This window comes from Trinickia sp. (assembly GCF_051961175.1).
GTDB lineage: Bacteria > Pseudomonadota > Gammaproteobacteria > Burkholderiales > Burkholderiaceae > Trinickia.
This window is the reverse complement of the sequence record NZ_JBQCDN010000257.1, coordinates 1-11714: the sequence shown is the minus strand read 5'-3', so window position 1 is coordinate 11714 and position 11714 is coordinate 1. Positions and strand designations below refer to the sequence as shown.

At 63.0% G+C, this 11714-nt stretch carries 15 protein-coding genes; 4 read left to right on the top strand and 11 right to left on the bottom strand.

Translation table 11 applies throughout. From position 1 onward, the window contains the following. Positions 1-403: 403 nt before the first annotated feature. Positions 404-691 (top strand): hypothetical protein, encoded by a 288-nt coding sequence (locus tag ACTHL0_RS15540; RefSeq protein WP_440567704.1) that lies wholly within the window; start codon positions 404-406, stop codon positions 689-691. A 42-nt stretch (positions 692-733) separates the two neighbouring features. Here the strand turns inward: ACTHL0_RS15540 and hppD are convergent, their stop codons facing one another. Continuing rightward, positions 734-1831 carry a 4-hydroxyphenylpyruvate dioxygenase gene (hppD, locus tag ACTHL0_RS15535; RefSeq protein ID WP_440567703.1) on the bottom strand — a complete coding sequence of 366 codons (1098 nt, stop codon included), beginning with the start codon at positions 1829-1831 and terminating at the stop codon, positions 734-736. A gap of 172 nt (positions 1832-2003) precedes the next feature. Here hppD and ACTHL0_RS15530 point away from each other — a divergent pair, with 172 nt between their 5' ends. Next, positions 2004-2495 carry an Lrp/AsnC family transcriptional regulator gene (locus ACTHL0_RS15530; RefSeq protein WP_440567702.1) on the top strand — a complete coding sequence of 164 codons (492 nt, stop codon included), beginning with the start codon at positions 2004-2006 and terminating at the stop codon, positions 2493-2495. A gap of 150 nt (positions 2496-2645) precedes the next feature. Here ACTHL0_RS15530 and ACTHL0_RS15525 read toward each other — a convergent pair whose 3' ends face one another. The 7 genes from ACTHL0_RS15525 to paaA all read right to left on the bottom strand — a co-directional run bounded on the left by ACTHL0_RS15525 (position 2646) and on the right by paaA (position 8281). Further along, positions 2646-3317: a GNAT family N-acetyltransferase gene (locus tag ACTHL0_RS15525; protein WP_440567701.1), complete on the bottom strand. Its 672-nt coding sequence runs from the start codon at positions 3315-3317 to the stop codon at positions 2646-2648. 252 nt (positions 3318-3569) lie between these two features. Then, positions 3570-4169, bottom strand: coding sequence for a TetR/AcrR family transcriptional regulator (locus ACTHL0_RS15520; RefSeq protein ID WP_440567700.1), 600 nt, complete (start codon positions 4167-4169; stop codon positions 3570-3572). Between the two features lie 162 nt (positions 4170-4331). Further along, positions 4332-5420, bottom strand: coding sequence for a 1,2-phenylacetyl-CoA epoxidase subunit PaaE (gene paaE, locus ACTHL0_RS15515; RefSeq protein WP_440567699.1), 1089 nt, complete (start codon positions 5418-5420; stop codon positions 4332-4334). Between the two features lie 2 nt (positions 5421-5422). Next, positions 5423-6004 (bottom strand): 1,2-phenylacetyl-CoA epoxidase subunit PaaD, encoded by a 582-nt coding sequence (gene paaD, locus ACTHL0_RS15510; RefSeq protein WP_440567698.1) that lies wholly within the window; start codon positions 6002-6004, stop codon positions 5423-5425. A 97-nt stretch (positions 6005-6101) separates the two neighbouring features. Beyond that, positions 6102-6905: a 1,2-phenylacetyl-CoA epoxidase subunit PaaC gene (gene paaC, locus ACTHL0_RS15505; RefSeq protein WP_440567697.1), complete on the bottom strand. Its 804-nt coding sequence runs from the start codon at positions 6903-6905 to the stop codon at positions 6102-6104. 7 nt (positions 6906-6912) lie between these two features. Beyond that, positions 6913-7197 carry a 1,2-phenylacetyl-CoA epoxidase subunit PaaB gene (paaB, locus tag ACTHL0_RS15500; RefSeq protein ID WP_102649412.1) on the bottom strand — a complete coding sequence of 95 codons (285 nt, stop codon included), beginning with the start codon at positions 7195-7197 and terminating at the stop codon, positions 6913-6915. Positions 7198-7282: 85 nt separating this feature from the next. Then, positions 7283-8281 (bottom strand): 1,2-phenylacetyl-CoA epoxidase subunit PaaA, encoded by a 999-nt coding sequence (paaA, locus tag ACTHL0_RS15495; RefSeq protein ID WP_440567696.1) that lies wholly within the window; start codon positions 8279-8281, stop codon positions 7283-7285. 213 nt (positions 8282-8494) lie between these two features. Here paaA and ACTHL0_RS15490 point away from each other — a divergent pair, with 213 nt between their 5' ends. After that, positions 8495-8677: a hypothetical protein gene (locus tag ACTHL0_RS15490; RefSeq protein ID WP_440567695.1), complete on the top strand. Its 183-nt coding sequence runs from the start codon at positions 8495-8497 to the stop codon at positions 8675-8677. Positions 8678-8711: 34 nt separating this feature from the next. On the opposite strand, the gene ACTHL0_RS15485 is transcribed toward ACTHL0_RS15490, so the two are convergent. Genes ACTHL0_RS15485 through ACTHL0_RS15475 form a run of 3 tightly spaced genes read right to left on the bottom strand, consistent with a single transcriptional unit; the run spans position 8712 to position 10029 of the window. Then, positions 8712-9191, bottom strand: coding sequence for a lytic transglycosylase domain-containing protein (locus tag ACTHL0_RS15485; protein ID WP_440567694.1), 480 nt, complete (start codon positions 9189-9191; stop codon positions 8712-8714). Between the two features lie 37 nt (positions 9192-9228). Then, complete coding sequence (locus ACTHL0_RS15480) at positions 9229-9627, bottom strand: hypothetical protein (RefSeq protein ID WP_440567693.1); 399 nt, start codon at positions 9625-9627, stop codon at positions 9229-9231. A 15-nt stretch (positions 9628-9642) separates the two neighbouring features. Next, positions 9643-10029, bottom strand: coding sequence for a hypothetical protein (locus ACTHL0_RS15475; RefSeq protein ID WP_440567692.1), 387 nt, complete (start codon positions 10027-10029; stop codon positions 9643-9645). 343 nt (positions 10030-10372) lie between these two features. On the opposite strand from ACTHL0_RS15475, the gene ACTHL0_RS15470 reads away from it, so the two are divergent. Beyond that, positions 10373-11650 carry an SGNH/GDSL hydrolase family protein gene (locus ACTHL0_RS15470; RefSeq protein WP_440567691.1) on the top strand — a complete coding sequence of 426 codons (1278 nt, stop codon included), beginning with the start codon at positions 10373-10375 and terminating at the stop codon, positions 11648-11650. The last annotated feature ends 64 nt before the right edge of the window (positions 11651-11714 follow it).

Genomic DNA, 11714 nt, shown 5'->3' with positions numbered 1-11714 from the left:
CGCTGACCTGCGTCTAGCGGGGCATTCATTGTATTGACTCCTCAACCCTGTTTGGGATCACCAAAACGTCTCAGCCTCGCGCATCTTTTGAATGCTTCGGCCGGGGCCGCCATATTGACGGTTTTTTGGCGATGGTAGCACTGGTGGAAACCCGCCGCAGCGGTCAAAAATAGTGCCATCGCTTATCTGATTGAGCCTCTAAGCCAGCTTCCTGTCTCGAACACCGCCCCGGTATCTGTCTGTAACGGCCGTAACGTGTTGTTTTAAGGCTGGAACGGGGGAAATCAAGCTGGTCTAATTGGCAGACCGTTCAGTCAGGCGGGCACGCGGCCCGGCGCCACGCCGGCGTATCGGGGAGCGTGAAGCGCCTTCAAGCGCGCTTAAAGTAAAAAAGGGAGTACAGATGGAAAAGCGACACATTCAAACGTTTTTGATGGTTTCCGCGGCGTTCTTCGCGATGAACTTGTCCATGCGCCAGGCGCATGCAGGCGTTGTCGAACAGGCGGTATCGCGGACGATCGCCAAGGCGGGCATCGGCGCGGGTCCCGCCGAGCGCTGGGCGGCATCGATGGGCGACGCGCCGGCGCGGCACACGCAGATCGCCAAGGCGAGCCGCAAGCATCTGTCGACGATCGAGGCGGCACGAGATGCGAACGGCGAGACGAGCGTGGAACCGTTCACGCTGATGTAAGCGGCGCAGCCGCGGCCCGCAGGCCGCGACCCCTCTCCCTCTTCAGGCTTTGTCCTGCACTACGCCGCGCCGGATCTGGTCGAGTTCGATCGATTCGAACAGCGCCTTGAAGTTGCCTTCCCCGAATCCCTGGTTGCCCTTGCGCTGGATGATCTCGAAGAAGATCGGCCCGATCTGGTTCTCCGTGAAGATTTGCAGCAGCAGATCGTCTTTCTCGCCGTCGATCAGAATCTTGCGCTTCTTGAGTTCGTCGAGGGGTTCGGTATGGCCGGGGATACGGCGATTGACGAGCTCGTAGTAGGTGTCGATCGTATCGAGCAGCTTGATGCCCGATTGGCGCAAGCCGTCGACGGTGCGATAGATGTCGGCTGAGCCCAGCGCGATGTGCTGAATGCCTTCGCCGCGATACGCGTCGAGATATTCCTGAATCTGGCCGGCCGTCTCCGAGCCTTCCTCGTTGATCGGGATGCGGATTTTGCCGCACGGCGACGTCATGGCTTTCGATTTGACGCCCGTCACCTTGCCTTCGATGTCGAAGTAGCGAATCTCGCGAAAGTTGAACAGACGTTCGTAGAACGCGGCCCATTCCTGCATGCGGCCGCGGTGGACGTTATGCGTCAGGTGATCGATGTAGGTGAGGCCGTTGCCCACCGGATGCGGATCCGCACCGGGAATCGGTTCGAAGTCGACGTCATAGATGTCGATGTCGCCCACGCTGCCTGCCTGTGCGCCATTCTTGCCGCGCCAGCGATCGACGAAATAGATCAGCGAATCGCCGATACCCTTGATGGCCGGAATGTTCAGCTCCATCGGGCCCGTCTTGTTGTCGAAGCCCCACGCGCCCAGATCGAGTGCGTGTTTGTAAGCCTTCGCGGCGTCTTGCACGCGGAATGCGATCGCACAGATCGAGGGGCCGTGCAGGCGCGCGAACCGCTGCGCGAAGGAATCGGGTTCGGCATTGACGAGGAAGTTGATCTCGCCCTGACGGTACAGGGTGACGTCCTTGTGCCGATGACGCGCGATCGCCGTGAAGCCCATTTGCTCGAACAGCTTGCCGAGCGCCTTCGGATCCGGCGCGGTGTACTCGATGAATTCGAAGCCGTCGGTGCCGACGGGGTTATCCCACGTTTGAACCTGCATGCCTGTCTCCTGGTTTTGATCGGCGGGGGCGGTGTCTCCAGTCTTCGGTCGCTGCACACCGCTAACAGACGCAAGTGTATAGCGGAGGTATCAGCAAAAATTTGCGAAATTTGCCGCTCGGTACTACGATTGCGCAATTGTGTGTCTCATACGAGTCGAGGAGAGTAGAAAAATGGCCGATATCGAACTCGATGCCGTCGACAGGCGCATCCTGGCGTTTCTTCAGGTGGACGGGCGCGCCTCCAACCAGGACATCGCCGAGCGCGTGAATCTTTCGCCAAGCCCCTGCCTGCGCCGCATCCGGCGGCTCGAGGAGGCCGGCGTCATTCGCGGCTACGTGGCGCTGCTCGATCCGCAGAAGCTGGGCCTTGGGCTGCTGGCGTACGTCAACGTGCGCCTGGAGAAGCGCGGCGGCGCCACGGGCCACGCAGGCACCACGCATGCCGAGCTCTTTCGCGCCGCGGTGCAGTCATGGCCCGAGGTGGTCGCGTGCCACGCGATGACGGGAGAGATGGACTATCTGCTACGCGTGCAGGTCAAGGACATGGTGCATTTCTCGCGCTTCGTGCAGGACCAGCTGCTGCACCATCCGTCGGTGATCGACGTGAAGACGAGCTTCGCGCTCGAATCGTTCAAGGAGACGACGGCGCTGCCGATCCTATGAGCGTGTGCGCGGGGTGCGCAGCGCGAAAAAACGTACCCTGGAAAAGAGACGAGGCGGCCATGAGCCGCCTCGTCGCGCGTGCCGCACAGGGGAGAGCGGCACGCGAGGGGGAGAAGGGAAGTGCGACGGCGGGGAAGTGCGACGGCGGACTCAGGCGGCCTCTTCGGCCGGCATCATCGCTTCGATGATGCGCGCCGTATTGCGCGCGTGGCGCTTGATTGCGTAATCGAAGACAGCGGCCTGCTCCTGCAGCATTTCGGTCAGGATGCTCGCCTGATCGGCAGGCGGCAGCGTCAGATACGCATCGGCGCTGCCGTAGGCATACTCGATCTTCATGCCGGCCTTCTTGGCGATATGCATCATCGTCGTGTTGCGCGAGAGACAGTACATATAGAGCGTTGTCACGCGCGTATTGCGGCTGTGCATCGCCGCACGTTCAAACAGCTTCGAGCCGACACCCATGCCGCGCGAGCGCTCGAGCACCGACACGCCGAACTCGGCCGTGCGGTTGTCGCCGTCCGCGGGCAGGTAGGCGAGGTGGCCGACACCCACAAGTTCCAGCGCGTGATCGTAGACGCCGAACACCTTGTCGCGCGAGAAATCGATCGATCGCACGTAGTTTTCGATGACGTGATTCGGCACGGCTTGGCCGAAGCGAAGCAGGCGGTCTTCATCCCCGAGTGCGAGGAAGTGTGCAAGCAGCGGATCGCGGTCGCCCGCGGTCAGTTCGCGCACGAGTACGGACGCACGATGAGCCGCCTGCGAGGCACGCTCGTGAAGCTCGATCGATGCGTTGGCGCGAGTGGAGGGATACGGATTCATCGTGGGTTCTCCTTTTCGTCATGCGTTCGTGCTGCAACGCAATGCGAATTTTACCCGATCCGCATTATCCCTACTAGGGAAAACCCGAATCGAAATGGAGAGAGCCCTCTATTCCCGCTAAAAACCTGCCTAAGTGGCTGATTTGTATGTGTAAAAACGTCTGTTGCAGATCTGCATCGCGTCAATTTGACCGACGAAAGGACGAATACACAGATGTTGCGATGCAGCGTCGTCCGCGCACTTGCCTGGGCGTCAGGCCGCCAGCCCGTTCTCGAGGACATCGATGACCTGATCGGCGAACTCGCGATAGCCGAGCCGGCCGCCCGGCTTGAGCCAGGTGAAGGTCCAATTGATCATCCCGAACACCATCATGGTGACGGCCGTCTGGTTCTCCTTCGATACGCGGTCGGGGTAGGCGCGCGCCAGTTGACGCGCGAAGGCCGCGACGATGTCTCGCTGGCGATCGAGAATGACCTCGCGTTGGGTGTCGACGAGGTATTTCACATCGTTGAGCAGCGCCACATGACGGCTATGCGATGTCTCATACTCCGCGAGGAATGCGCGCACGAGTTCGGCGAATGCTTCGCGCTCGGTCAGCGCGCGCCGTTGGCTCGAGCCTTCCACTTCCGCGATGATTAGCATGAGCCGCTTCGTGTAGCGATCGAGCAGGTCGAACAGGATCGCTTCCTTGCTTTCGTAATAGTGGTAAAGGCGGGCTTTCGACGTGCCGCTGGCGGCGGCGAGGTCCGCCATCGACGTGCTCGGATAGCTGGTCTGCGCGAAAGCGGCGGCGGCGAGCTCCAAAATTTGCTCGCGCTGGGATTCGTGATCGGGTGCTCGGGTACGGGCCATAGTGTTTTCGTCGTGTTGGCCGGCCGCCGCGCGGGCAATCGTTGGAGCCGACGTCATCGTCGCTCGGGTGCGCCCCGCAGGTGGTGAGTCCGCCTGGCGGGAGCGCCGCGCGCTGTGCGGCCGCCGCGGCGCTAGTGTAAGCGAAACGCGATGAGCCTCAGGTCACCGTTCGTCGTAGCTCACCACCACGCGCTCGCTGACAGGGTGGCATTGGCACGTCAACACGAAGCCGTCGCGGATTTCATGCGGCTCGAGCGTGTAGTTCTTATCCATCTTCACTTCGCCCTCGAGCACTTTCGCGCGGCAGGTGCAGCACACGCCGCCCTTACAAGCGTACGGCAGCGCGAGGCCCGCGTGCAAGCCGACATCCAGCAGGCTGGCGCCTTCATAGGGCAGGCGCATCTTGCGGCGATTGCCGTCGATGATGATTTCGAGGTCAGCCGCCGGCGTTTGCTCGGTGATCTCGACGACGGGTGCGCCGGCTTGCGGCAGCGGCGTACCGAAACGTTCGACGTGAACCTTGGACTCGGCGACGCCCGCGGCCTTGAGCGCCGCCTCCGCGGCATCCATCATCGGCCCGGGGCCGCAGATGAACGCTTCGTCGATCGCTTCCGGCACCACCAACGCTTCGAGGAACGCGGCGCACTTCGATTGATCGAGCACGCCGTTGAACAGATCCACGTCCTGCATGTCGTCGGACAGTACGTTGTACAGAACGAAACGGTTCATGTACCGGTTCTTCAGATCCTCCAATTCCTCGGCGAACATGATCGCGTCGACGCTGCGATTGCCGTAGATCAGCGTGAAGGTGCTGCGCGGCTCGACGTCGAGCGTCGTTTTGATAATCGCAAGGACGGGCGTGATGCCGGAGCCGCCGGCAAAGGCGACGTACTGCTTGCCCTCGTCGGCGTTCAGGTGCGTGAAAAAGCGGCCGTCGGGCGTCATGACTTCGATCGAGTGGCCGGCCTGCAGGGTGTCGAACGCGAAATTCGAGAAGCGTCCGCCACGGACACGTTTGATGCCGATGCGCAGTTCGCCGTCGCGGTCATAGTCGGTCACGCCGACGCAGATCGAATAGGAGCGCCGCGTCTCCTCCCCGTCGACGTGCGCCTTCAGCGTGACGAATTGCCCTTGCGTGAAGCGGTACTGTTCGCGCAGTTCGGGTGGGACTTCGAACGAAACGGAAACCGAATCGGCGGTTTCGGGCCGCACCTCGCGGATGCGCAGCGAATGAAATTGCGGGGTCGCCATGATTAATAGGGTTTGAAGTAGTCGAAGGGTTCGCGGCAGTCCAGGCACCGATAAAGCGCCTTGCAGGCCGTGGAGCCGAATTGGGACAGGCGCTCGGTGTGCACCGAGCCGCAGTGCGGACAGGCCGGGGGGCTGACAGCGCTCGCAGCGCGCGGGACAAAGCGGATCGCCTGCTCCCCGGTGCCGGACGCGCTCGGGCTCGCGCTACGGCCGCTGGGCGGTGCAATCCCATACGTGCGAAGCTTCTCGCGCGCTTCGTCGGTGATCCAGTCGGTTGTCCACGCGGGTGCCAGGACCGTCTTGATCCGGTGCGGCGTCAAGCCTGCCCGTTCCAGCGTGTGGGCGACGTCTTCCGCAATGTGCGCCATCGCCGGACATCCCGAGTAAGTCGGCGTGATGACGACTTCGAGTGTGCCGTCCGGCGATCGCTCGACGGCGCGCAAGATCCCGAGCTCCCGAATCGAAACCACCGGAATCTCGGGATCGGGAACGGATTCGAGCACCGACCACGCGCGCGCGAGCCCGTCGTCGTGCGCGGCCGTGTGCGTGGCGTCGGTCAGTGCGAAGGGTAAGGGATTCGACATGTCGCGAACCTGGGGCTGGCTAATGGCTAAGACAGAACCGGCTGAAACCAAACCGGCTGAGATAAAAACAACACGCGAGGACGGACACGCCGAACGATCACCACGTCGCGCCGGGATGCTGGCGAGCGAGGCTTTGCATTTCCGCGAGCAAGAAGCCCATGTGCTCGGAATGCTCGCCATGCTTGCCCGTCGTCACATGGGCAACGGCGGCGGGCAGCGTCAGCGTGGCTTCGTCCAGCGCAGCTTGGACGTCGTCGCGCCACGCCGATTCGAAATCGGCCGCGCGCACGCCGGTGCCCGATGCCGCAACGGCATCTTCGATCGCATCGGCGGTGAACCACTCGCGTGTGTAGGGCATCAGAAAATCGACCGCGGCTTGCATACGCCGATGCGATTCGTCGGTGCCGTCGCCCAGCCGCACGAGCCAATCGCGCGTGTGCTGCAGCTGGTAGCGCGTTTCCTTGATCGACTTCGAGGCAATGGCCGCGAGCTGCGCGTCCTTCGACCCTTCCAGCGCACGCCAAAGATGCGCCATCAGCGCCGTGTACAGGTAATTGCGTGCCGTCGTGACCGCGTAATCGCGATTGCTGCACGCGGTGCCGCCGAGCGGCCCGGCGTGAGGCAGCTCGACGAGCGTGTAGTTGGCGAACTCGCGTTCGGTGCGGAAGTAGGCGTAATCGTCTTCGGTCTTGTTCGTGCCGCTGAGCGCGTGTTCGAGCGTGGCCGCGTGCGAGTAGAGCAGGCGCGCCTGACCGATCAGATCGAGGCTCATGTTCGCGAGCGCGATGTCCTCTTCGAGCACCGGGCCGTGACCGCACCACTCGGCGTTGCGCTGGCCGAGGATCAGCGCATTGTCCGCGAGACGCAGCACGTAAGAGAGATGTTCGGGCGTAGTCGTCATGACACGGTTACATGTGGTTGACTGCGTCGGGCAGCGTATAGAACGTCGGATGGCGGTAGATCTTGTCGCCGGCCGGCTCGAACAGGTCCGCCTTTTCGTTGGGATCCGAAGCCGTGATCGCCGCGGCGGGCACCACCCAAATGCTCACGCCTTCCTGGCGCCGCGTGTAGACGTCGCGCGCCATGCGCAGTGCCATCGAGGCATCGGCGGCGTGCAAGCTGCCGCAATGCTTGTGGTCGAGGCCCTGCTTGCTGCGCACGAACACTTCCCAAATCGGCCATTCCTTGTTCATGAACTCGCTCCTGAATGCTTGGCAATGCTGACTGATACGTTGACTTGACGAACTCGCGGGTGAAAGCGCGAATGAACGTGGCCCATCACGCTGCTTCCTGCCGCACGCGCGCACGCACTTTTTCAGCGTGGGCGAGGGCCGCTTCGCGTACCCAGCCGCCGTCCTCGTGCGCCTTCACGCGTGTGGCCAGGCGCTCCTTGTTGCAAGGGCCGTCGCCATTGACAACGCGCCAGAATTCTTCCCAGTCGATCGTGCCGTAGTCGTAATGGCCACGCGCTTCGTTCCACTTGAGGTCGGGATCGGGCAGCGTGACGCCGAGCACTTTGGCTTGCTCGACGGTGGCATCGACGAATTTTTGCCGCAGATCGTCGTTGGAGATGCGCTTGATGCCCCACTTCGCCGATTGATTGCTGTGGACCGACTCCTGATCGCTCGGGCCGAACATCATCAGCACCGGCCACCCCCAGCGATCGACCGCTTGCTGGACCAGCTCGCGCTGCGCGACGGTGCCTTTCATCATCGCGAGCAAGGCGTCGAAGCCTTGACGCTGATGAAACGACTCTTCCTTGCAGATGCGGATCATTGCGCGCGCATAGGGGCCGTACGTGCAGCGGCACAGCGGGATCTGGTTCATGATCGCGGCGCCGTCGACGAGCCAGCCGATCACGCCGACGTCGGCCCAAGTCGGCGTTGGGTAATTGAAGATGCTCGAATATTTGGCGCGACCGCTGTGCAGCGCATCGATCAGCTCGTCGCGCGAGACGCCGAGCGTTTCGGCGGCGCTGTATAGATAAAGCCCGTGGCCGCCTTCGTCTTGCACCTTCGCGAGCAGGATCGCCTTGCGCTTGAGGCTCGGTGCGCGGGAAATCCAGTTGCCCTCAGGCAGCATGCCAACGATTTCCGAATGCGCGTGCTGCGAGATCTGCCGCACGAGCGTCTTGCGGTAGGCGTCGGGCATCCAGTCTTGCGGCTCGATTTTGCCGTCGGCTGCCATGACCGCATCGAATCGGTCCTGCTCGGGCGCGACTGTGCCGGCATCGAGCGCCGCGACGTTGCCCGGGATGTCGAGGGATTGCGTATACATGGGAACGATCTCGTCCTGAGTTGTACGTTGTGCCGAGTATAAACCAACCGACCGGTCGGTTAATAAATTATTTTAAAGGGATGGATCAGGCGGGGCGGTGCGGGAAGACTAATAAGGGTGACTGGCGGCATCGCCGCGGGCTGCTAGACTGAAGACATCCACTTTCGTCCACTCCCACAGTCCAACGGACCTTACGGGTCCCGCATCGCGACCATGACGACCGTCTATTTCGTAAAGACCGGAGAGCAGTACCTTTGCCCAGGCGAGGACGGCGACGTTGGCTTGACGCCGTCGCTGGAGGAAGCCGAGCACTTCCTTTCCTACGAGGAAGCCGAGCGGGCGGCGCGCGAGAACGCCGATCCAGGTTATCTGATCATCACCCAGCAGCGGGGCTGAGGCCCCGGCTGTCAGCGGCGAGCGTACTGGAGCGTCACTTGTCCACGCCCCAAGAGACGAGCACGCTGTGGATGCTGCGCGCGTATTGATCGCGCAGCGAAGGCGTCTCGGAGTGATAGGCGCCGATCGCGTGCCAAGTATTGCCGTAGCGAATCATCTTCTGCTTGAGCATCCAGGCGGCCACATACGTATTGACGCACGCGTCCTTCAGTGCGCCGGGCGGCACGCCGTTGCGGCGTAATTCCGCAAAATGCACCGAGTTGATCTGCGCCTGGCCGACGTCGATGCTGCCGTCCGCGTTGCGGTGCACCGCGTTGGGGTCGCCCTTCGATTCGTACCAGGCGATCGCACGCAGGATGAGCGGGTTGACCCCTTGGTAGGCGCCGGCGCGGGCGAAACAGTCTTCGTCGGCGAGAGCGGGGCGCGGACCGGCCAGGAAGCACACGAGCGCGAGTAAGGCGGCGCTCAGGCCGGCGGCGGTTGGGCTAACGCCCCGGGAAGTGCGAACGGTCATGGCCGAAGCTCCAACGGTTGGCGGTTTTCGTGCGGCCCTATCGTGTCCAGGCGAGCGAGACCGCATCGGTTCCCGTGCGTCCGTCGCGCGTGTTACGCAGGGCGTCGTCAAGTTTGCGATCGACCTCGGTCAAGTAAGCTTGCGACTCGTCGCTGACAACCACCCGGATGCTCGGTTCAACGAAGGCCTTGCGCCCCGCCACATGCCGGGTTTTCTTGCCGGGTCGGCGCGCGTTGCCGGCCGGCGCTGCCTCTTCCAATTGTTCGGCGGACGAGGCAGGCAGCGAAGCAAGCGATGGCAGGGGCGGGACCACCTGATTCGGGCCGGCGGTTTCCGAAGACGGTTTCACGGCCGGGGCATTCGATTCGGCATGAACCGGCAGCGCGGAGACCAGACCGAACGCGGCGATTAATGCGAGGGCGGAACGGGAACGCATGCTCGTCTCCGGAGGCTATTCGGTGGGCAGGACCTGCACGCTATAGGGCTGACAACTGCCCGCGGTGACGTCTTCAATCTGGACGGCACCGGCGCGTGCGGGCGTGATCCCACGCTTGACCGATTGATTCAGATAGGGGAAGTCCTGCGCCAGTGCGGCGATGACGATCCGTGTCGGCTGGGGTTGCTTGGACGCCACCGCGCCCACTTTCACGAGCACTTCGGTCAAATGGGGATCGCGCGCGCCGAGGGCATCGGCCGGGATAGCGATGTCGACGAGTTTCGTCGATGTCTGCGCGCCGGAGCCTGCTGCCGCTTGCCGGCCGTCATTCGATCGTAAGGCTTGCATCTGCGCGCATCCGGACAGGGCGACGACGATAAGAAGGCAGGTGAGTGCTTTCACTGTGATCTCCAACGCTAAGAAATGCGTTATCGGCAGTGAGGGAGCGATCATTAAAGCTGACGAAAGCGACTTGAGGCCAAACGCCGAGTCGAGCCGGCCACGGAAGCCGTGCCCGGCGCTGGAGACGACGTGTCATTAGAGCGGGCGAAATACGCGGGCGGGATTGTATTGAAATTAAGCGTTTCATAAATTCACGCGAACGCGAGATGGGGCAGCTCGTCGAAACGGTGTGACATCCTCGGTGTACTGGCCGGTTGATTGAGTGGCAGTCCAACGCCCTTACGGGGATCGCGCGCGTGAGGCACAATCGCCGCTTGTTTCGTACGTTCCGATTCGCCTTCCTATGTTTGCTCGTCTGACTTTGCGTGCGCTCGGCGCATCGGCCGCCGCGGTCGTCGCGTCGATCTGCATGGCGGCTACGCCGCCGCAGCCCGGGGACTGGGTGACGGCATGGGCTACCGCCCCCCAGTCGATCCCCGATCTGACCGATCCGCCACCGCTGTACCGTACGCCCGACGTCGCGGGCCGCACGATCCGGCAGATTGTTTACCCGACGATATCCGGGCGCGGTGTCCGCATCCGCATCAGCAACGCCTACGCGCGGGCGCCGTTGACCTTGACGGACGTCGTCCTCGCTCGGTCGTCGGATGGCGCCGCGACACGCCCGGGGACAGCCGTGCATGTGACATTCGGCGGCAAAGCGGGCGTGACGCTCAAGCCGGGCGCACAGATTGACAGCGATCCGGTCCCGGTCGCCCTGACGGCGGGCGAGCCGTACGCGATCAGCCTGGTGGCGGGACCGCGCCAGACGCTCACGGCTTGGCATCGCGTCGCGAACCAGGTCAACTATGTGTCGACCGAAGGCGACCACGCGGACGACGACACATCGAGTGCCTACTCACGCAAATTCACCGAATCGACGTGGGTCACCGCAGTGGACGTGCGTTCGCCGGGCGGAGCCGCGATTGCCGCGATTGGCGATTCGATCACCGACGGGCTGCGCTCGAGTCTGAACCGCAACCGCCGCTGGCCTGACGCGTTTGCGCGCCGGATGGGCGAGGCCGGCGCCGCACAGACGGCGGTGCTCAATCTCGGCATCAGCGGCAACCGGTTGCTGAGCGATTCGCCGTGCTACGGCGAGGCGCTCGAGCGCCGGTTCCAGCGCGACGCGTTGGGCCAAGCCGGTGTTCGCGCGGTCATCGTGCTCATTGGAATCAACGACATCAACTTTGCGGCGATGCCGCCGCGCGCCGGGCTCGATTGCGACTTCCCGCATACGGTGGTGACGGCGCGCGATTTGATCGATGGCTACCAGCGCTTGATCGCACAGGCACATCGAAACAGCGTGCACATCTACGGCGCGACGCTGACCCCCGCGTCGCTCCCCGGCCCGCGTGAGGCCGTGCGTCTGGCAGTGAACGATTGGATTCGGAAGAGCCGGGCATTCGACGGCGTGATCGACTTCGATGCGGCATTGCGCGAGCGCGCACACCCGGAACGGCTGCAGCGCCGCTTCGACAGCGGCGATCACATTCACCCGAACGACGACGGCTATTCAGCGATGGCTGACGCGATTCCGCTCGGCCTGATCACCGCTGTTCCGCTCGCGTCGCCGCAGTAGAAAAATAATTTGCTTCACACCCTTGTCACACCGCGTGTGTTTAGCCTATGATTCGCATCCTCAT

Bases quoted from the DNA above. Each gene is read 5' to 3' on its own strand.
- ACTHL0_RS15540 (WP_440567704.1), top strand. From the start codon at position 404: ATGGAAAAGCGACACATTCAAACGTTTTTGATGGTTTCCGCGGCGTTC.
- hppD (WP_440567703.1), bottom strand. From the start codon at position 1,831: ATGCAGGTTCAAACGTGGGATAACCCCGTCGGCACCGACGGCTTCGAA.
- ACTHL0_RS15530 (WP_440567702.1), top strand. From the start codon at position 2,004: ATGGCCGATATCGAACTCGATGCCGTCGACAGGCGCATCCTGGCGTTT.
- ACTHL0_RS15525 (WP_440567701.1), bottom strand. From the start codon at position 3,317: ATGAATCCGTATCCCTCCACTCGCGCCAACGCATCGATCGAGCTTCAC.
- ACTHL0_RS15520 (WP_440567700.1), bottom strand. From the start codon at position 4,169: ATGGCCCGTACCCGAGCACCCGATCACGAATCCCAGCGCGAGCAAATT.
- paaE (WP_440567699.1), bottom strand. From the start codon at position 5,420: ATGGCGACCCCGCAATTTCATTCGCTGCGCATCCGCGAGGTGCGGCCC.
- paaD (WP_440567698.1), bottom strand. From the start codon at position 6,004: ATGTCGAATCCCTTACCCTTCGCACTGACCGACGCCACGCACACGGCC.
- paaC (WP_440567697.1), bottom strand. From the start codon at position 6,905: ATGACGACTACGCCCGAACATCTCTCTTACGTGCTGCGTCTCGCGGAC.
- paaB (WP_102649412.1), bottom strand. From the start codon at position 7,197: ATGAACAAGGAATGGCCGATTTGGGAAGTGTTCGTGCGCAGCAAGCAG.
- paaA (WP_440567696.1), bottom strand. From the start codon at position 8,281: ATGTATACGCAATCCCTCGACATCCCGGGCAACGTCGCGGCGCTCGAT.
- ACTHL0_RS15490 (WP_440567695.1), top strand. From the start codon at position 8,495: ATGACGACCGTCTATTTCGTAAAGACCGGAGAGCAGTACCTTTGCCCA.
- ACTHL0_RS15485 (WP_440567694.1), bottom strand. From the start codon at position 9,191: ATGACCGTTCGCACTTCCCGGGGCGTTAGCCCAACCGCCGCCGGCCTG.
- ACTHL0_RS15480 (WP_440567693.1), bottom strand. From the start codon at position 9,627: ATGCGTTCCCGTTCCGCCCTCGCATTAATCGCCGCGTTCGGTCTGGTC.
- ACTHL0_RS15470 (WP_440567691.1), top strand. From the start codon at position 10,373: ATGTTTGCTCGTCTGACTTTGCGTGCGCTCGGCGCATCGGCCGCCGCG.